The sequence below is a fragment of the Hydrogenophaga sp. genome, from assembly GCF_011772445.1.
Classification (GTDB): Bacteria; Pseudomonadota; Gammaproteobacteria; order Burkholderiales; family Burkholderiaceae_C; genus Hydrogenophaga.
Genome location: NZ_WVZN01000003.1, coordinates 41443 through 58663, shown reverse-complemented (window position 1 = coordinate 58663; position 17221 = coordinate 41443). Strand labels below are relative to the sequence as shown.

Annotated in this window: 17 protein-coding genes; 10 read left to right on the top strand and 7 right to left on the bottom strand. The window is 71.0% G+C overall.

Features of this window, described 5'->3' with window-relative positions:
• Positions 1–53: 53 nt before the first annotated feature.
• Positions 54–989: a LysR substrate-binding domain-containing protein gene (locus GTO19_RS00630; protein ID WP_291016606.1), complete on the bottom strand. Its 936-nt coding sequence runs from the start codon at positions 987–989 to the stop codon at positions 54–56.
• Between the two features lie 137 nt (positions 990–1126).
• On the opposite strand from GTO19_RS00630, the gene GTO19_RS00625 reads away from it, so the two are divergent.
• From GTO19_RS00625 to GTO19_RS00600, 6 genes are all read left to right on the top strand, one after another.
• Positions 1127–2446: a Rieske 2Fe-2S domain-containing protein gene (locus tag GTO19_RS00625; protein WP_291025840.1), complete on the top strand. Its 1320-nt coding sequence runs from the start codon at positions 1127–1129 to the stop codon at positions 2444–2446.
• Positions 2443–3411, top strand: a complete 969-nt coding sequence (locus GTO19_RS00620) for a PDR/VanB family oxidoreductase (protein WP_291016601.1) — start codon at positions 2443–2445, stop codon at positions 3409–3411. Before GTO19_RS00625 ends, GTO19_RS00620 begins: the two co-directional genes overlap by 4 nt.
• Positions 3412–3460: 49 nt before the next feature.
• Positions 3461–4570, top strand: coding sequence for a porin (locus GTO19_RS00615; RefSeq protein ID WP_291016598.1), 1110 nt, complete (start codon positions 3461–3463; stop codon positions 4568–4570).
• A 20-nt stretch (positions 4571–4590) separates the two neighbouring features.
• Positions 4591–5583, top strand: coding sequence for a tripartite tricarboxylate transporter substrate-binding protein (locus tag GTO19_RS00610; RefSeq protein ID WP_291016597.1), 993 nt, complete (start codon positions 4591–4593; stop codon positions 5581–5583).
• A 79-nt stretch (positions 5584–5662) separates the two neighbouring features.
• Complete coding sequence (locus GTO19_RS00605) at positions 5663–6337, top strand: helix-turn-helix transcriptional regulator (RefSeq protein WP_291016595.1); 675 nt, start codon at positions 5663–5665, stop codon at positions 6335–6337.
• Positions 6334–6900 carry a DUF6036 family nucleotidyltransferase gene (locus tag GTO19_RS00600; RefSeq protein ID WP_291016593.1) on the top strand — a complete coding sequence of 189 codons (567 nt, stop codon included), beginning with the start codon at positions 6334–6336 and terminating at the stop codon, positions 6898–6900. Before GTO19_RS00605 ends, GTO19_RS00600 begins: the two co-directional genes overlap by 4 nt.
• Here the strand turns inward: GTO19_RS00600 and GTO19_RS00595 are convergent, their stop codons facing one another.
• The 4 genes from GTO19_RS00595 to GTO19_RS00580 are packed head-to-tail and all read right to left on the bottom strand — an operon-like array spanning position 6901 to position 11751.
• Positions 6901–8529 (bottom strand): DHA2 family efflux MFS transporter permease subunit, encoded by a 1629-nt coding sequence (locus GTO19_RS00595; protein ID WP_291016590.1) that lies wholly within the window; start codon positions 8527–8529, stop codon positions 6901–6903.
• 2 nt (positions 8530–8531) lie between these two features.
• Positions 8532–9752 (bottom strand): efflux RND transporter periplasmic adaptor subunit, encoded by a 1221-nt coding sequence (locus GTO19_RS00590; RefSeq protein ID WP_291016588.1) that lies wholly within the window; start codon positions 9750–9752, stop codon positions 8532–8534.
• A gap of 20 nt (positions 9753–9772) precedes the next feature.
• On the bottom strand, positions 9773–11266 hold the full coding sequence (locus GTO19_RS00585; protein WP_291016586.1) for an efflux transporter outer membrane subunit: 1494 nt from the start codon (positions 11264–11266) through the stop codon (positions 9773–9775).
• Complete coding sequence (locus GTO19_RS00580; RefSeq protein ID WP_291016583.1) at positions 11263–11751, bottom strand: MarR family transcriptional regulator; 489 nt, start codon at positions 11749–11751, stop codon at positions 11263–11265. The genes GTO19_RS00585 and GTO19_RS00580 overlap by 4 nt, the downstream gene beginning before the upstream one ends.
• A 122-nt stretch (positions 11752–11873) precedes the next feature.
• Between GTO19_RS00580 and GTO19_RS00575 the strand changes: the two genes are divergently transcribed.
• Complete coding sequence (locus tag GTO19_RS00575; RefSeq protein ID WP_291016581.1) at positions 11874–13256, top strand: FAD-containing oxidoreductase; 1383 nt, start codon at positions 11874–11876, stop codon at positions 13254–13256.
• Between the two features lie 13 nt (positions 13257–13269).
• Here GTO19_RS00575 and GTO19_RS00570 read toward each other — a convergent pair whose 3' ends face one another.
• Positions 13270–14382 (bottom strand): hypothetical protein, encoded by a 1113-nt coding sequence (locus GTO19_RS00570; protein ID WP_291016578.1) that lies wholly within the window; start codon positions 14380–14382, stop codon positions 13270–13272.
• 95 nt (positions 14383–14477) lie between these two features.
• Here GTO19_RS00570 and GTO19_RS00565 point away from each other — a divergent pair, with 95 nt between their 5' ends.
• The 3 genes from GTO19_RS00565 to GTO19_RS00555 are packed head-to-tail and all read left to right on the top strand — an operon-like array spanning position 14478 to position 16944.
• On the top strand, positions 14478–15470 hold the full coding sequence (locus GTO19_RS00565) for a tripartite tricarboxylate transporter substrate binding protein (RefSeq protein ID WP_291016576.1): 993 nt from the start codon (positions 14478–14480) through the stop codon (positions 15468–15470).
• Positions 15463–15933, top strand: coding sequence for a DUF3237 domain-containing protein (locus GTO19_RS00560; RefSeq protein WP_291016573.1), 471 nt, complete (start codon positions 15463–15465; stop codon positions 15931–15933). The genes GTO19_RS00565 and GTO19_RS00560 overlap by 8 nt, the downstream gene beginning before the upstream one ends.
• Before the next feature lie 51 nt (positions 15934–15984).
• Positions 15985–16944 carry a diiron oxygenase gene (locus GTO19_RS00555; RefSeq protein WP_291016571.1) on the top strand — a complete coding sequence of 320 codons (960 nt, stop codon included), beginning with the start codon at positions 15985–15987 and terminating at the stop codon, positions 16942–16944.
• On the opposite strand, the gene GTO19_RS00550 is transcribed toward GTO19_RS00555, so the two are convergent.
• Positions 16907–17218 (bottom strand): transposase, encoded by a 312-nt coding sequence (locus tag GTO19_RS00550; RefSeq protein ID WP_291016569.1) that lies wholly within the window; start codon positions 17216–17218, stop codon positions 16907–16909. The two genes, GTO19_RS00555 and GTO19_RS00550, sit on opposite strands and share 38 nt — an antisense overlap.
• Between the last annotated feature and the right edge of the window lie 3 nt (positions 17219–17221).

Genomic DNA, 17221 nt, shown 5'->3' with positions numbered 1-17221 from the left:
TTCGGCGGCCAAGTCCCGGCGCGCCTCTGCCGCCGGACAGCGGGGCGCTGGCCTCACCGATGCGCGGCGACCGCCCCTTCCACGTCCTCGTCGAAGCGGCTGAGCTGCTCCAGCACCACGTTGCGCAGCAAGTTCAGTTCGCTCACCGTCAGCGGATCCTCTGCGCGCGCAGGCTGAGCGATGAACAAGGGAATCTGCAGGGCGGGCCGACGGATGCGGTGCAGTCGCAGCAGGCCGTCGTCGATGCAGGAGTGCACGCCGCTCAGGGGAATGACCGAGTAGCCGTGTCCGTTGCGCACGAGGTCGAGGATGGCGGTGAGGTTGGCAATCTCGTGCGCCACGCAGGGCTTGCGGCCCAGCCGCGCCAGGCCCATGCACAAGGTCTGGTGCACGGCGTTGTCCTGACCGGCGGTGATGAGGGGCAGGTCGGCCACCTCCGCCAACGGCACGGAGCTGCCCAGTGGGGGCCCCCCGGCGGGACCTGAAACCAGGTACAAGGCCTCGTCGGCCAGTGGGGTGAGCACGACCTTGTCGGTGGGCACGACGCTGTAGACGATGGCGCAGTCGAGTTTGCCGCCGGCCACCAGCTCGACGAGGTTGGCCGACAGCCCATCCACCGATCGCATCACCGCCTCCGGGATGTGCGCCTGGAAGGCTTCCACCAGCGGCACCACGATGGTCCGCGCCAGGCTGGGCGGCAGGCCCAGCGCGAGGTGGCCCCGCACCGCGTCACCCACGCCGCGCACCGCGCGCGGGATGAGCGCCACCTGCTGGAGCACGAGGTGCGCCTGCTCCAGCAGGCGCTGGCCGGCGGGCGTGGGCACCAGGCCCCGGCCGGTGCGGCGGAACAGCTCCACCTCCAGCTCCGCCTCCAGCAGGGCGAGTTGCCGGCTGAGCGCGGCCTGCGTGAGGTCGAGGGTGCGCGCGGCCGCCGTGAGGCTGCCGAGTTCGGCGACCTTGCAGAAGTTGTGCAGTTGCTTGATGTCCATGGCGGTTTCAGCGCGGTTGGTGGGTGCGAGCTATGCATTCATCTTAAAGCTGAGCTGCGTGAAAGTCCTCTTCAGGCCGTGTCCGGTTCAAACAAACAATGAAGCTGTTATCAGTTTTGTTTGTACCAGACCTGACCATGAACGACATGACCGCCCCTGTGACCGTGCGCGCGAAGCCGCGCGGACCCGACCGCTACCAGTACCTCACGCAGACCGGCCCCGGCACGCCGGCCGGTGAGCTGCTGCGCCGCTACTGGCAACCCGTTGCCCTGATCGATTCCCTGCCGCCCGGGGCCGCCCCACAGCCCGTTCGCCTGCTCAGCGAGGACCTGGTGCTGTTCCGGGACGACCAGAACCGGGTCGGCCTGATCGACCGCCGTTGCGCGCACCGCTGCACCGACCTGGCGCTGGGCCGCGTGGAGGATGGCGGCCTGCGCTGCCCGTACCACGGCTGGCTGTTCGACGTGAATGGCCGCTGCCTCGATCAACCCGCCGAGGCCTCGCCCACCGCCAAGGACCGCATCCACATGAAGTCCTACCCGCTGCACGAAGCGGCGGGCGTGTTCTGGGCCTACCTCGGCCCCGGCGAGCCGCCGCTGTTTCCGCGCTACCCGGCCTTGCAAGGCGGGCCGGCGCATTGCTACGTGACGCGCTGGCAGGGCGACTGCAACTGGCTGCAGGCCAGCGAGGGCAACATCGACCCGGTGCACACCTCGTTCCTGCACCAGCTGGAGCTGGCCGATGCGCAGATGCAGGCGCGCTGGGGTGTGTTCGCCAATCAGGCGCGCCCGGAACTCTCGATCGAGGACACGCGATTCGGCGTGCGGCTCTACACCCGCCGCGCCATCGCCGACAGTGACCGCTGCTCGGTGCGCATCACCAACTTCGTGATGCCCAACGCCTGCGCCGTGGGCGGCTTCGAGGGCTACCTCGGCGAGGGCGGCCTGACCATGCTGTGGGACGTGCCCATCGACGACGAGCACCACTACCGCTGGGAGTTCATCTTCCACCGCAGCGGCCAGCTCGACAAAGGCGCGCTGGAGCGCCAGTACAGCGCCGAGAAGGCCGAAGGCGACCGCATGTGGCGCCGCCAGGAACAGCTCTATTCGCAGGACCGCGAGTCGATGAAGGGCCAGGCCTATGCCGGCCTGGGCGAATGCTTCTCCGTGCACGACATCGTGATCACGCAGGCGCAGGGCGTGGTGCACCAGCAGGCCAATGAGCACCTGTCCTCCAGCGACATCGCCATCGTGCGCGCGCGCCGCATGCTCGACGAGGCGGTGGATGAGGTGCTGGCCGGGCGCGACCCGCGCGGCGTGGTGCGCGAGCCGGCGCAGAACGACTTCCGTGACATGGTGGTGGTCACGGGCGAAATGGGCACGAGCGAATCCAAAGAGCGGTACTGCGCCGGCTTCGCGGCCGATGCCTCGCTGTTCGCGGTGCGGGAGCGGGCATGACCTCGGCCACGCTTGACGTCGTGGTGAGCGAGACCGTGCCGGTGGCCGAGGACGTGCTGCAGGTGCGCTTTGCGCGACCCGACGGTGCCCCCTTGCCTCCGTTCGCGCCCGGTGCGCACATCGACCTGCACCTGGCCCCCGGGCTGGTGCGCCAGTACTCCCTGTGCGGCGCCATGGAGGACGCGTGCGCGTACACGATCGCCGTCAAGCGCGAGGCGCAGTCGCGGGGCGGCTCGCGCGCGGTGCATGAGCGCCTGCGCGTGGGCACCGCGCTGGCCATCTCGGCGCCGCGCAACCATTTCCCCATCGACCTGGACGCGGCGCATTCGGTGCTGGTGGCCGGAGGGATCGGCATCACGCCCTTGCTGTGCATGGCCCGCGCGCTGCAGCGGCGCGGCCGATCGTTCCATCTGCACTACTTCGCGCGCTCGGCCGCGCAGGCCGCCTTTCTGGATCTGCTGGGTTCGCCGGGCTTTCGCGAGAAGACCACGTTGCACCTGGGGCAAGGGCACAGCGAGACCGAGGCCAGCCTGCGCGAGGCGCTGTCGCGGCCACCCGAGGGGGCGGAGCTCTACCTGTGCGGACCGCGCGGTTTCATGGACCGGGTGTGCGCGGTGGCGGCCGAGCGCGCTTGGCCGAAGGAGCGCGTCCACCTGGAGTACTTCAGCGCCGATCCGCTGCCCGTGTCCACCGCCACCGGCGCGATCCAGGTGACGCTGGCGCGCAGCGGGCAGGTGCTGTCGGTGCCACCGGGCACCACCATCGTCGATGCGCTGCGTGAGGCCGGTGTGTCCATCGACACGTCCTGCGAGCAGGGCGTTTGCGGCACCTGCGTCACGCGCGTGCTTGGCGGTCTGCCCGATCACCACGACCTGTTCCTGACCGACGAAGAGAAGGCGCGCGGCGACTGCATGGCGCCCTGTGTGTCCCGCGCGCTCACACCGCAGTTGGTGCTGGACCTCTAGCCGCGCCCGCGGCCATTCCCCCGAACAACCACCCACGAGGAGACAAGACATGAGATGGACAAGCAGCGCGGCGGCCGCGATGGCCCTGGCCGCGAGCAGCGCGCAGGCGCAGGCACCCGCACCGCCGGGCGTGCAGCTCTACGGCATCGTCGATGCCGGTGTGGAGCGCGTGAACAACGTGGGCGCCGCCGGGCGCTCGGTCACGCGCATGCCCGGGCTCAGCGGCGGGCAACTGCCCTCGCGCTGGGGCCTGAGGGGCAACGAGGACCTGGGCGGTGGCCAGCGCGCGGTGTTCACGCTGGAGTCGGGCTTCGGTGTGGACACCGGCAACCTGTTGCAGGGCGGTCGCGGCTTCGGCCGTCAGGCCTTCGTCGGCCTGTCGGGCGGCTGGGGCACGCTCACGCTGGGCCGGCACTGGACGATGACGTTCTTCTCGATGCTGGACGCGGACGTGATCGGGCCCTCCGTCTTCGGCCTCGCGGCCTTCGACCCCTACCTGCCCAATGCGCGCACGGACAACTCGGTGTCTTACCGGGGCACGTTCCAAGGCGTCACGCTGGGGGCCACCTACTCGCTGGGCCGCGACGGCGCGCCGCCCGCCAACTGCGGCGGCGAGAACGCCGCGGGCGAGTGCCGCGCCTGGTCCTTGCTGGCGAAGTACGACGCGCCCACCTGGGGCGTGGCGCTGGCGCACGACAAGCTGGAAGGGGGCGCCACCGGCGGCTTCTTCGGTCAACCGGCCGGGACCCTGCCCGCGGCCGGCAATACCGACGCGCGCACGCACCTCAACGGCTACCTCCGCTTCGGCACGCTGAAGCTGGGCGCGGGCCTGGTGCGGCGTGAGTTGAAGGTGAGCCCCGCGCCGCTGTCCACCGACCTGTACTACCTGGGCCTGAGCACGCCCGTGGCGGGCGCCTTCAGCGTGGATGCGCAAGTGATCGCTCTGCGCGACGAGCGCCCCGACGCCAATGCGCGTGCCCTGGTGGTGCGCGGCAATTACGCCTTCAGCCGTCGAACGTCGGCCTATGCCCTGCTGGGGCGCGTGAGCAACGGCGGCACCGCCGCGTACTCGGTGACGGCGGGTGAAGCCGCGTCGGTGGCGCCAGCGGCGGGGCGCGGGCAGACCGGCGTGATGCTGGGCCTGCGGCACAGCTTCTGACAACGAACGAGGAGACGAACATGGACTTGTTGGGACGACGCACCCTGTTGCTTGGTGCGGCCGGCGCAGGGCTGGTGGCCACCTGGCCCACCCTGGCGCAACCGAAGTTGCCGGGCGTGGCGAAGCTGGTGGTGGGCTTTCCGGCCGGTGGCTCCATCGACGCGGTGGCCCGCCGCCTGGCCGACTCGCTGCGCGCGGTGGTGGCGGACACGGTGATCGTGGACAACCGGCCGGGCGCGGGCGGGCGCATCGCCATCGACGCGTTGCGACGCGCCCCGGCCGACGGCGAGCAGTGGCTCATCACGCCCGGTTCGATGCTGGTGATCTACCCGCACGTGTACAAGAAACTGAACTACGACCCGCAGCGCGACCTGTTGCCGGTGGCGCAGATCGCCGACGTGCCGCTGGCTCTGGCGGTGGGCCCGGGCGCGCCGGCCTCGGTGGTGGACGTGCCGTCCTACATCGCCTGGGTGAAGTCGGGCGCGGCCACCCACGGTGTCATCGGCACGCCCGCCGCCGGCAACATCACGCATTTCCTGGCGTTCCTGATCGGCAAGTCGGGTGGGTTCTCGCCGCAGTACGTGCCCTACCGGGGGTCGGCGCCGGCCATCAACGACCTGCTGGGCGGGCAGATCCCGGCGGTGGTGAACCCGCTGACGGAGACGCTGCCGCACCTGCCCTCGGGCAAGCTGCGGGTGCTGGGCGTCACCGCGCGCCAACGCAGCGGTTTCCTTCCGCAGGTGCCCACCTTCGTGGAACAGGGGCATCCCACGGTGGTGGGCTCGGAATGGATGGGGATGTTCGCGCGGCCCGACACGCCAGCCCCGCTGGTGCAGCGCATGGCGGCCGGAGTTCGCGACGCGCTCAAGACGCCGGCGGTGCTCGAGTCGCTGCAGAAGCTGGCGTTGGAGCCGGCGGGCACCGACGGCCCGCGCCTGGCGCGCCGCATCGGCGAGGAACTGGCGGGCTGGCGCGAAGTGAGCCGGGTGTTCGGGTTCCAGTTGGATGAATGAGCGGTGGGCCCGATTTCATTTTTTCGATGTGTCTGAATTTCTGGTCAAAAGTGCAACAATTGTCTAGAATTATGGACAAATGAGCTTGCCAGATTCCGCCCCCGTCCTGGAGCGTCAGTTGCTTCTGCAACTCGGCGACAGGCTCAAGCGCCTGCGCAAGGCGCAAGGCCTGGGCACGGTGGAGATGGCGCGGCGCGCCGACATGTCCCGGACGACGCTTGCCGCCGTCGAGGCCGGCGACCCTGGGCCGTCGATCGGGACCTATCTGCGGGTCATGTCCGTATTGGGTGTGAGCGGTGAACTGGCGCTGCTGGCCGGCTACACCTTGCAACCCGTGCCCGCGGGGTCCGCCGCGGCACGGTCTCGCCGGGGGCGGCCTGTCGTGCAGCTGTTGGTATCAGCCGACGAGTCCCGCCACCGCGTTCAGGACCTTCAAAGCTTGGCGTTGCATGAGGAAGCCGTGCGGCTCGTTCGCACGGATGAGGCCTTGCTGCGACGGGCACGGGACACATTGGCGCGCTGGCTGAATGCGGGGCAATCGCGCTCCACCAGTCTGTGGCGAGAGTGGGACGACATCCTGGCCCACGGCAAGTGGCGCAAGGTGCTCGGCCGAACCCGGCGGGCGCAGGAACTTCGCCAGGCCTCGCCTTTGGTCACGGTGCTGCCGGACGACGTCCGCCAAGGCATCCTCGACCAGGTGAGCGCTCTCAGGAAGGGCGTCGTTCTGGGTGACACCGGAGAGCAGGCGCCATGACCCGTGACGAGCTCGAACACATCATCCGCGCCAGTGGAGACGTGACGGACCAGTACGAGTTCATCATCGTCGGCAGCCAGTCGATCCTGGGTCCGATCCCTCACCCGGAAGCGGTCTTCACCATGTCGGCAGAGGCGGACATCTATCCGCTGAATGCGCCCGAACTTGCCGAACGGATTGAAGGCGCGCTGGGCGAAGGCTCGCGGTTCCATGAAATGAACGGCTACTACGCGCAAGGCGTGGGTCCGGAGACAGCCGTCCTGCCTGCCGGCTGGATGGATCGGGTGCATCGCGTGCAAAGCGCTGGCACCAACCATCGGGTGGGTTACTGTCTGGCGGTGGTTGATCTCTTCCTGTCCAAGGCCGCAGCCTCGAGAGAGAAGGACCGCGAGTTCTGCATGGCGTTGCTGGAGCACGGCCACGTAAGAGCGGCCGACGCTCTGGCGCTGGTGGACTCGATGCCTCTGGATGGGGATCAGCGGCGCAGACTGATGGCGACCATCCGCCGCTGGGTGAAGGCCTTGCGCGACACCGGGCACATCCTGCCCGACCCGTCTGCCTGATCAGTGCGCCCCCGCCGCCGCCTCCGCCGCGGCCGCCTGCGAGGCCGCGTCCCGCTTGGGCACGCGCGTCAGCCACACCAGCGGGATCAGCGCCAGGAACAGCATGGACGACAGCCAGAAGATGTCGTTGGCGGCCAGGGTGAAGGCCTGTTGTTGCAGCAGCCGGTCGATGGCGGCGAGCGACTGCGTGGTTCCCATGCCGTTGCCCGCCAGGCCGGCCAGCGCGGCTTGCGCGGCCGGACTGCCGCTGTTGATGGCCTCGGACAGGTGGGCGTGGTGCAGGGCGGCGCGGCTTTCCCACACCGTGGTGGCCACCGAGGTGCCCACCGCGCCGAAGGTGATGCGCACGAAGTTGGACAGGCCCGCGGCCGCCGGGATGCGGTCGGGCGGCAGGCCCGAGAGCGTGAGTGTGTTGAGCGGAATGAAGAAGAAGGCCACCGCCACCCCCTGGATGATGGTGGGGATGAGGATGGTGGTGAAGTCCGCCTGCGTGGAGAAGTGCGAGCGCATCAGCATCACCAGCGCGAACACGCCGAAGGAGAAGGTGACGTAGCGGCGCGGGTCCACCTTGCCGACGGTGCGGCCCACGAAGGGCGAGAGCACGATGGCCAGCAGACCCACGGGCGCGGTCACCATGCCGGCGTCGGTGGCGGTGTAGCCCATGAACTGCTGCAGCCACAGGGGCAGCAGCACCACGTTGCCGAAGAAAAGGCCGTAGGCGATGGAGGTGCCGACCGTGCCGGCCCAGAAGTTGCGGCCCTTGAACAGCGTGAGGTCCACCACCGGGTGTTCGTCGGTGAGCTCCCAGGCCAGGAAGAAAGCGAAGCCGACGACGGCGGTGACGGCCAAACCCACGATCAGCGGCGAGGCGAACCAGTCGTGCTCCTTGCCCAGGTCCAGCACCATCTGCAAGGCGGCGATCCACACGATCAGCAGGGCCAGGCCGATGCGGTCGATGGGCAGCTTGCGCACCACGCTTTCGCGCGGGTGGTAGATGCGCCAGATGAAGAAGGCCGCGAGCAGGCCCACCGGCACGTTGATGTAGAAGATCCACGGCCAGTCGATGTTGTCGGTGATCCAGCCGCCCATCAGCGGGCCCATCACGGGCGCCACCAGGGTGGTCATGGCCCAGGCGGCCATGGCGCGGCCGGCCTGTTCGCGCGGGTAGCTCTGCAGCAGCAGGCTTTGCGACAGCGGAATCATGGGCCCGGCCACGAAGCCCTGCAGCACACGGAAGGCGATCAGCATGGGCATGCTGGTGGCCAGGCCGCAGAGCAGCGAGGCCAGCACGAACAGCAACACGCTGCCCACCATCAGCCGCACCTGCCCGATGCGTTGCGTGAGCCAGCCCGTGAGCGGCACCGCGATGGCGTTGGCCACGGCGAAGCTGGTGATCACCCAGGTGCCCTGGTTGGGGCTGACGCCCAGGTCGCCCGCGATGGCGGGCAGGGACACGTTGGCGATGGACGTGTCCAGCACGTTCATGAACGTGGCCGCCGAGATGGCGAGCGTGCCCCACAGGCGTGCGCTGCCTTGCAGCGGCGGGTGCGCGCCCGGGGGCGCGGCCGGCTTCGGTGGGGCGCCGGCGTCGGCGGTGGCGCTGTCGGTGTCGGTGTCGGGGCTGGCCATGCTCAGAGCGCGCGGTGCGCGACGCGGGTGGCGCCGAGGTTGGCCTGGATGATGCGTTGCACCCGTTCATCGGCCTCGGCATCCGTGTGCTCGAAGGCCTTGGTGCTGGCGTGCGCGGCGGTGGGCGCGCTGGCCAGGGACTTGCCGTCCTGCTGGCGCACGTTCACGGTCGCCTCCATCGACAGGCCCACGCGCAGCGGGTGCTCGTCGAGCTGGCCGGGGTCGAGCGCGATGCGCACGGGTACGCGCTGCACCACCTTGATCCAGTTGCCGGTGGCGTTCTGCGCTGGCAGCAGCGCGAAGGTGGAGCCCGTGCCCACGCCCAGGCCGGCCACCTGGCCGGTGTAGCGCACGTCCTTGCCGTAGAGGTCGGCGGTGAGTTCGACGGGCTGGCCCAGGCGGATGTGGCGCAGCTGCCCTTCCTTGAAGTTCGCATCCACCCACACCTGCTTGAGCGGCACCACGGACATCAGCGGCGTGCCGGCGGCCACGCGCTGGCCCAGCTGCACGGTGCGCTTGGCGACGTGGCCGTCCACCGGCGCGGGCAGGGTGAGACGCTGCGTGGCGAGCCAGGCCTCGCGCACCTTGGCGGCGGCGGTCTGCACTTGCGGGTGTTGCTCGACGGAGGTGCCCTCGGTCAGGGCGCGGTTGCTGGCGAGCTGCTCGCGCGAGGCGGCGAGCGCGGCCTCGGCGGCGGCCTGCACGCTGCGCGCGGCGGTGAGCTGGGCCTCGGCGTGCTGCAGTTCTTCCTTCGACACGGCGCCATTGCCGGCCAGCGACTGGCGGCGGTTCAGGTCGTCGCTGGCGCGCGCGACCTCATTGCGGGCCTTGGCCACGTCGGCCTGGCGCGCGGCCACCTGGGCGTCGAAGGTGCCGTTGTCCGCGTAGAGCTTGCGCACCTGGCGCACGGTTTGCGCGAGCTGGGCCTCGGCCTGTTCGAGCGCGAGCGTGGCGTCCGCCGGGTCGAGCCGCACCAGCGGCTGGCCGGCCTTCACGAAGTCGGTGTCGTCGGCCAGGATGGCCTGCACCGTGCCGCCGATCTGCGGCGTGATCTGCACCACGTCGCCCTGCACGTAGGCGTTGTCGGTGGATTCGTAGTGGCTGGCGACCAGCCATTCGTAGGCGCCGAAGGCCAGGCCGCCGATGGCCACCACGGTGGCGATGGCGAGCAGGGCTTTTTTGCGGGGGGCGCCCTTGGGCGCGGGGGTGGCGGTGGTGCTCATGGTGTTGGGGGGGCTTGGGTTCAGGGGCGTTCGGCGGCGGAGCGCATGGGGACCGCGGCGTGGGTGGCTGGGGTGGGGCTGGCGTCCGTGGGCTCGCGCCAGCCGCCGCCCAGGGCCTGGGCCAGGTTCACCTGGGCCTGCAGGGCGCGCGTGCGCAGGTCCACGTCGAGCCGGCGCTGGGCCAGCACGGCGGTCTCGGCGGACAGCAGTTGCAGGTGGTTGGACAGGCCGGCGCGGTAGCGTTGCTCGGCGATGGCATAGGCCGATTCGGCCGATTGCAGCGCCTGTTGTTGCTGGGCGCGCTGCAGCGCGACGGAGCGCGCCGAGGCGAGCTGGTCGGCCACCTCGTGCACGGCCTCGACCACGGCGGCGTTGTAGCTCTCGATGGCGGCGTCCAGGTCGGCGTTCCTGCCGCTCAGGTTGGCGCGCAGGCGCCCGCCGTCGAAGATGGGCAGGCGCACGGCGGGGCCGATGCCCCACTGCTTCGCGCCGCTGGTGAGCAGCTCGTCCAGACCGATGCTGGACAGGCCCACGTAGGCCACCAGGTTGAGGTTGGGATAGAACTGCGCGCGCGCATTCGCCACCTCGCCGCGCGAGGCCTCCACCCGCCAGCGCGCGGCGGCGATGTCGGCGCGGCGACCCAGCAGGTCGGTGGGCAGGGCCCGGGGTTCGGGCAGCGGGCGCAGGCCGGCCAGGCGCGGCGGCTGGGGCGCCGGGTCTTGCGTGGGCTGGCCGATCAGTGCGGCCAGGGCGTGGCGCGTGAGTTCGATCTGCTCGTTGATGGCCTCGATCTGCTGGCGCGCCTCGGGCACGGCCCCTTCGCTCTGGCGCTGCTCGAGCACGCCGTCCAGGCCGGCGGACACGCGCTGGTTCACCAGGTCGAGCATGCCCTGGCGCTGCGCGAGCGCGCGCTCGGCGAGTTCGCGCTGGTCCTGCAGCCGCGCGAGCTGTACGTAGCCGCGCACCACGTTGGTGGCGAGCAGGGTGCGGGCGGCGGCGGCCTCGGCCTGCGCGGCCTGGGCGCTGCCCAGGGCGGCGTCGAGCGCGGCGCGGTGGCGGCCGAAGAAGTCGATCTCCCAGGAGCCGTTGAGCTGCAGCGTGGCGGTGTCCTGGATGCTGCCGGCCAGCGGCGCGGGCACCATGCCCTTGGCCGTGAAGCGCTGGTGCGTGGCGTCGAACTGGCCATTGAGCTGCGGGCCGCTCGCGGCGTCCACGCCGTCGGCGGCGGCCAGGGCGCGGGCCACGCGCGCCTGCGCCACGCGCAGGTTCGGGCTGCCTTGCAGGGCCTGTTCCACCAGGCGGTCGAGCTGCGGATCGCCCAGTGCCTGCCACCACTGCGGCTCGATGGGCGCGACCTCGGCAGCGGCCTGCGATGCGCTCAGGCCGAGCGAGGCGGCGTCGCGCAACTGCGCGTTGGAGGGGGCGACGCCGTCGGTGCTGGCACAGCCGGCGACCAACAGGGCGGCGGCCACTGGCGCGAGCAGCCACAGGCCGCGGGAGGATGAGCGGCTCATGCGCGCGGCTCCTTGGCGGCGGCCAGGGCTTTCGCGCTGCCCAGCATGCGGCGCAGCAGCGACTTGAGCGTGTCGAACTCCTCTTGCGAGAAATCCTGCAGCAGCTCGTTCTGCACCTTGCACAGCACGGCGGGAATGTGCTGCGCGGTGCTGCGGCCTTCGGGCGTGAGCTCCAGGTTGACGACGCGGCGGTCCTGCGCGGAGCGCGCGCGCTGGATGAAGCCCTTTTCCTCCAGCCGGTCGATCATGCGGGTGGTGGCGCCCGCGTCGGTGCGGCACTCGCGCGCCAGTTCGGTGGAGGTGCTCGCCAGGTTCAGGTGCAGCTTGAGCAGCGGCATCCACTGCGCTTCGGTCAGGCCCAGGGGGGCCAGTTCGCGGTCCACCTGGCTGGCCAGGGCGGACATGATTTCTCGCATGAGGCGGCCGATGGACTCGTCGGGCTTGAGGGTGTCCGGGCGGTAGAAAACCGGGGGGTCTTTTTTCATGGTGGGAGGAATTTAAATGCCTAGGCAATTATTGTCAAGGCATTAAATCACGCCCCGTCTCGCCGGTACGGGTGCGACGATTGCCGCTGGCCCCGGTTCGATCCACTGTCCAGGAGACGTCCATGCCCATCGAGACCTTCGATGCGATCGTCGTCGGCGCCGGCCAGGCCGGCCCGGCCATCGCCGAGCGCTGCAGCCGCGAGGGCCTGCGCACCGCCATCGTCGAGCGCGCCGACTTCGGCGGCACCTGCGTGAACAACGGCTGCATCCCCACCAAGACGCTGGTGGCCAGCGCGCGCGCCATTCACCTGGCGCGGCGTGGCGAAGAGTTCGGCTTCAGCAGCACGCGGCTGCGCGTGGACTTCGCGCGCGTGATGGCGCGCAAGGACGCGGTGGTCCAGCAGTCGCGCGAGGGCGTGCAGCAGTGGATGGAAGGGCTGGACCAGGCCGAGGTGATCCGCGGCGAGGCACGCTTCGTGGCGCCCGGCCGGCTGCGCGTGGGCGATCGCGAACTGAGCGCGCCGCGCATCTTCCTCAACGTGGGCGCGCGCGCCGCGCGGCCGCCGTTGCAGGGCATCGACGCGGTGTCCACGCTGGACAACGACTCGATGATGCGGCTCGACGAGCTGCCCCGCCACCTCGTGATCATCGGCGGCAGCTACATCGGCCTGGAGTTCGCGCAGATGATGTGCCGCTTCGGCGCGAAGGTGACGGTGGTGGAGAAGTCCGACCGCCTGCTGCCGCGCGAGGACGAGGACGTCAGCCAACTGATTCAGGCGATCCTGGAGAAGGAGGGCGTGCGCTTCGAACTCGGCGCCGAGTGCATCGCGCTGGCCCAGCGCAAGAACGGCATCGCGGTGGGCGCCAGTTGCCAGCGCCAGGCGCCGCGCATCCTGGGCAGCCACGTGCTGCTGGCCGTGGGCCGCCAGCCCAACACGCAGGCGCTGGACCTGAAGGCCGCCGGCATCGACACCGACGAGCGCGGCTACATCCGCGTGGACGAGCAGTGCCGCACCGGCGCCGAGGGCGTGTGGGCGGTGGGCGAATGCAATGGCCGCGGCGCGTTCACGCACACCGCCTGGAACGACCACGAGGTGGTGGTGGCCAATCTGTTCGACCACGACCCGCGACAACTCTCCGACCGCATCGACGCTTACGCCCTGTACACCGACCCCCCGCTGGGCCGTGTGGGCCTGAGCGAGGCCAAGGCGCGCGAGAGTGGTCGCCCCCTGCTGACGGCGAGTCTGCCCATGGCCCGCGTGGGCCGCGCGCGCGAAGCCGGTGAGACGCAGGGGGTCATGAAGGTGGTGGTGGACGCCGAGAGCCGCCTGCTGCTGGGCGCGAGCCTGCTGGGCTACCGCTGCGACGAGGTGGTGCACGGGCTGCTGGACTTGATGACGCTGAAGCAACCGGTCGATGCGCTGATCCGCTCGATGCCGATCCACCCCACGGTGTCGGAGCTGCTGCCCACGCTCCTGCAGAAACTTGAGCCGGTGAAGGGCTGAGCGCCCTCGGCGTTCAGGCCACGCAGCGGCGCAGCGCGTCAACCACGGCGTCCACCTCGTCCGCGCGCAGGGCCACCAGCTCCAGGGTCAGCACGCCCTCGCGCACGCCGTGCTCCATCACCCACACGGGCGGGTCTTGTTGCCGCAGCGCCTGCGCGACGCGGCGCGCCTCGTTCGCGCCGTCCGCGAAGCGCAGCCGCACGCGCGGGAAGGGCGCGCCCAGCGGGTCGGGCACCAGCGTGGTGTCGACACCGCGCAGGCCGCGCAGGGCCTCCACGGCCTGTTGTGCCTTCTGCGCCTGTCGCGCACCCCAGGAAGACAGGTCCAGCCCGCGCCGCTCGGCCAAGGCCGCCAGCACGCCCACGATGGCCTCCTTGCTGGCCTTCATCGCGCGGCCGATGCCCTTCTGCTGCGCGCGCACGGCGTCGACGAAACCCGACTCGCCCACCACCAGGCCCGCCGTCGGCGCGGCCAGGTACTTCTGCGCGCTCAACACCACGGCGGCGGGTTGCAGGGCGGTGAGCTCGCGCACGCGCAGGTCCTGCGCCGCGCCGTCGATGAGGACGGGCACGCCGGCCGCGCGCGCGGCTTCGCACGCGGCGGGGAAGTCGAAGGCCGGGTCGCGCGTGAGGCGCGAGGACACGAGCAGCAGGCAGGCCACCTCGGGCGCGGCCAGGGCGGGCAGCAGCTCGTCGCCCGTGCAGCGCTCGGGCCGGCCGCAGGCCTGCACCGTGGCCCCGGCCAGGCGCACGTCGGTGGCCAGCGGGTGACCGTAGTCGATCAGGTGCGGCGCGGGCACCACCACCACGCGGCGCAGGCCGTCGGTGTCGGGCAGTTGCGCGATGCGCGCCGGGTCCGACCCCGCCATGGCCGCCGCCACGCCCAGGGTGATGCCCGCCGCCGCGCAGTGCACCACCGTGCCCGCAGCCGCGCCGCTGAAGTCGGCGAGTTCGCGCGAGGCCAGGTCCTGCAGCTCGTCGATCACGAGGTAGCGCTGCAAGGCCCAGGCCGTGGCCTCGGCCACGGCGGGCGAGGACCGCGACACGCCCACGGGCGTGAAGGTGCCAGCGGCGTTGAGGAGGGGGCTGCGCGAGAGCAGCGTGTGAGGCAGCAGGGGGTTCGTCATGGCGGCCAAGGGGATTCCCCGAGAACGATTTGCTTTGTCAATCATTCTGACCGGCCTAAATTGCGCGGTTCACCCCAACGGACAGGAGACAAGCGATGAACGATTCAACCAGGGCCACGCGCCGCCGCCTGGGCCAGGGACTGATGCTGCTGCTCGCGCTGGGCGGCGCCATGCCAGTGGCCGCGCAGACCTGGCCGTCTCGCCCCGTCACGCTGGTGGTGGGCACGCCACCCGGCGGCTCTGTCGATGTGTACGCGCGCACGCTGGGTGATCAGCTGGCGCGCCAGACCGGGGGCACCTTCGTGGTGGAAAACCGCGCCGGCGCCAACGGCAACCTGAGCGCCGAACAGGTGCGCAAGGCCGCGCCCGACGGCCACACACTGTGGATCAGCACGCAGGCCATGTTCACCATCAACCCCGCGGCCTACCCGGCGCTGCGCTGGCAGCAGTCGGATTTCAAGGCCATCGCCAAGGGCGTCGAGAGCCCGCTGGTGCTGGTGGTGCACCCTTCGGTGCCGGTGCAGCAACTGGGCGAGCTGGGCCCCTGGCTCAAGGCCAACCCCGACAAGGCCACCTACGCCTCCTTCAGCCCGGGCACGCCCTCGCACTTCCTGGGCTTCCAGTTCGCCGAGCGCCTGAAGGTGCCCATGGTCCACATCCCCTACAAGGGCTCGGCGCCGCAGATCACCGACCTGCTCGGCGGCCAGGTGCTGCTGGGCTTCACGCAACTGCAGGCGGCGCTGCCGCACCTGCAGACCGGCAAGCTCAAGGCGCTGGCCGTCACCTCGGCGCAGCGCTCGCGCTTCCTGCCGCAGGTGCCCACGCTCGCGGAGCTGGGGCATGGCGACCTGAACACCACGGTGTGGTTCGGCCTGATGGCGCCCGCCGCCACGCCGCCCGCGGTGATCGAAGCCCTGATGGCGGCCGCGGTGAAGGCGCAGGCCGACCCCGGCCTCAAGGGCAAGCTCGAGGCCCAGGGCTTCGACGTGCCGACCGAAAGCGGCGCTGCCTTCGACAAGACGATCGCCACGGAGACCGCGCGCTGGGCGCAGGTGGTCAAGGCCACGGGGTTCAAGGCCAATGACTGAGCGCATCTCCGCCCCTGCACTCGACTTCTTCGCTCAACTGCGCGTGCAGGTGGGCCCGGTGCACGAGATCGGCCCCACGCCCGCCGGCAACCGGCGGGTCATCCCCATCACCGGCGGCACCGTGCAGGGTGATGGCTGGACGGCGCGCGTGCTGCCCGGTGGCGCCGATTTCCAGGCCATCGTCACCCCCACGCTCGCGCGCCTGGACGCGCGCTACGTGCTGGAGACCGACGGTGGCGACCTCATCTACGTGAGCAACCAGGCGATCCGCGTGGCGGCGCCGGAGGTCACGGCCAAGCTGGTGCGCGGTGAACCGGTCGACCCCGCGCTGGTGTACTTCCGCTGCGTGCCCGCGTTCGAGACGTCCTCGGCCGCGCTGGGCTGGATCAACGAGCGCCTCTGCGTCGGCACCGGCGTGCGCCGCCCGGACCGCGTGGAGATCGACTGCTTCGTGCTGCGCTAGCGTCGGGCGGCGCACAATCGGCGCCTTCGACGCAAGGGGAGGCGCGGCGGCATGCGCAAGGCAGAGGAATCGCCCTTCAAGGGCTGGATCGACACGGCGGCGGTGCGCGCCAAGCCCTCGCTGACCGATTTCGACCTCTCCGGCAGCGTGGGCGAACTCAGCGGCGTGCAGTGGTTCGTCTTCGGCGCGGCCGACGACTTCATGTCCCACCCCGCGCTGCGCCGCCTGGGCATGGCCGAGCGAAACTGGCTCTACGCCGCGCGGCTGGTGCAGTTCCTGGACGACATGACGCTCACCGAGCACCGCATCGTCAACACCGCCGCCCAACGCATCGCCGAAGGCCGCCTGGGCGCCGCCATACCCGAGGCCCTGGCACTGGACGCCCTGAAGCTCTACACCGACGAGGGCTACCACGCCTGGTTCACGGCACAAGCCAGCCGCGCGGTGCGCGAGGTGTTCCGCCTCGAGGCGCGCGAGGGGCCGGGGCTGAAGATCCCGGCCATCGAGGCCCTGGTGGCCGCGGCGCCCGCCGAGCGGCAGGACCTGGCCTGGTTCCTGGTCGGCTTCGTGGGCGAGACCATGATCACCAAGGCCATCGTCGACGTCATGCGCGGCTCGGCACACTCCGCCATCCAGGCCCTGCTGCTCGCGCACCTGGAGGACGAGTGGGTGCACGCGAAGTACTTCGCGCACCTGTTCTCCCTGGTCTGGGCCGGGCTGGACGCGCCCGGTCGGGCGGTCGCCGGCGGCCTGCTGCCGGGGATCATCGGGGCCTTCCACGCCTGGGACGAGGCCTTTCACCGGCAGTTGCTGGCGCACGTTGGGCTGGACGCCGCGGCGAGCGAGCGCGTGCTGGGCAAGGTGGGCGCCGAGACCGGCCGCGCCGCGCACCAGCGCGCCCGCTGCGCCAACACGCTGCAGGTGCTGGAGCGCTGCGGCGTGTTCAAGGACGCACGCGTGCGCGCGCACTTCGTCAACGCGGGCCTGCTGGACCGGGACCGTCCGTACTGAGGGTGTTGGCGTCGTGGCCCGGGCGCAGGGCCTGGCGCAGCCGCGCCTGTTCGAGTTCGAGCGCCGCCACGCGGTTGTGCAGGCGCCGGTTCTCGGCTTCCAGCGCCTTCAGGCGCTCGATCGCTTCGGGCGCGAGCGGCCCGAAGCGACGCTGCCACGCGTACACGGACGCCAGACTCACCCCGTGCCGCTCGGCCGCCGGCTCGATGCCGTGGCGGGCGGCGTCGCGCAGCACCATGGCGATGCGCGTGGCGGGGTAGCCCTTGGCGCTCATCGC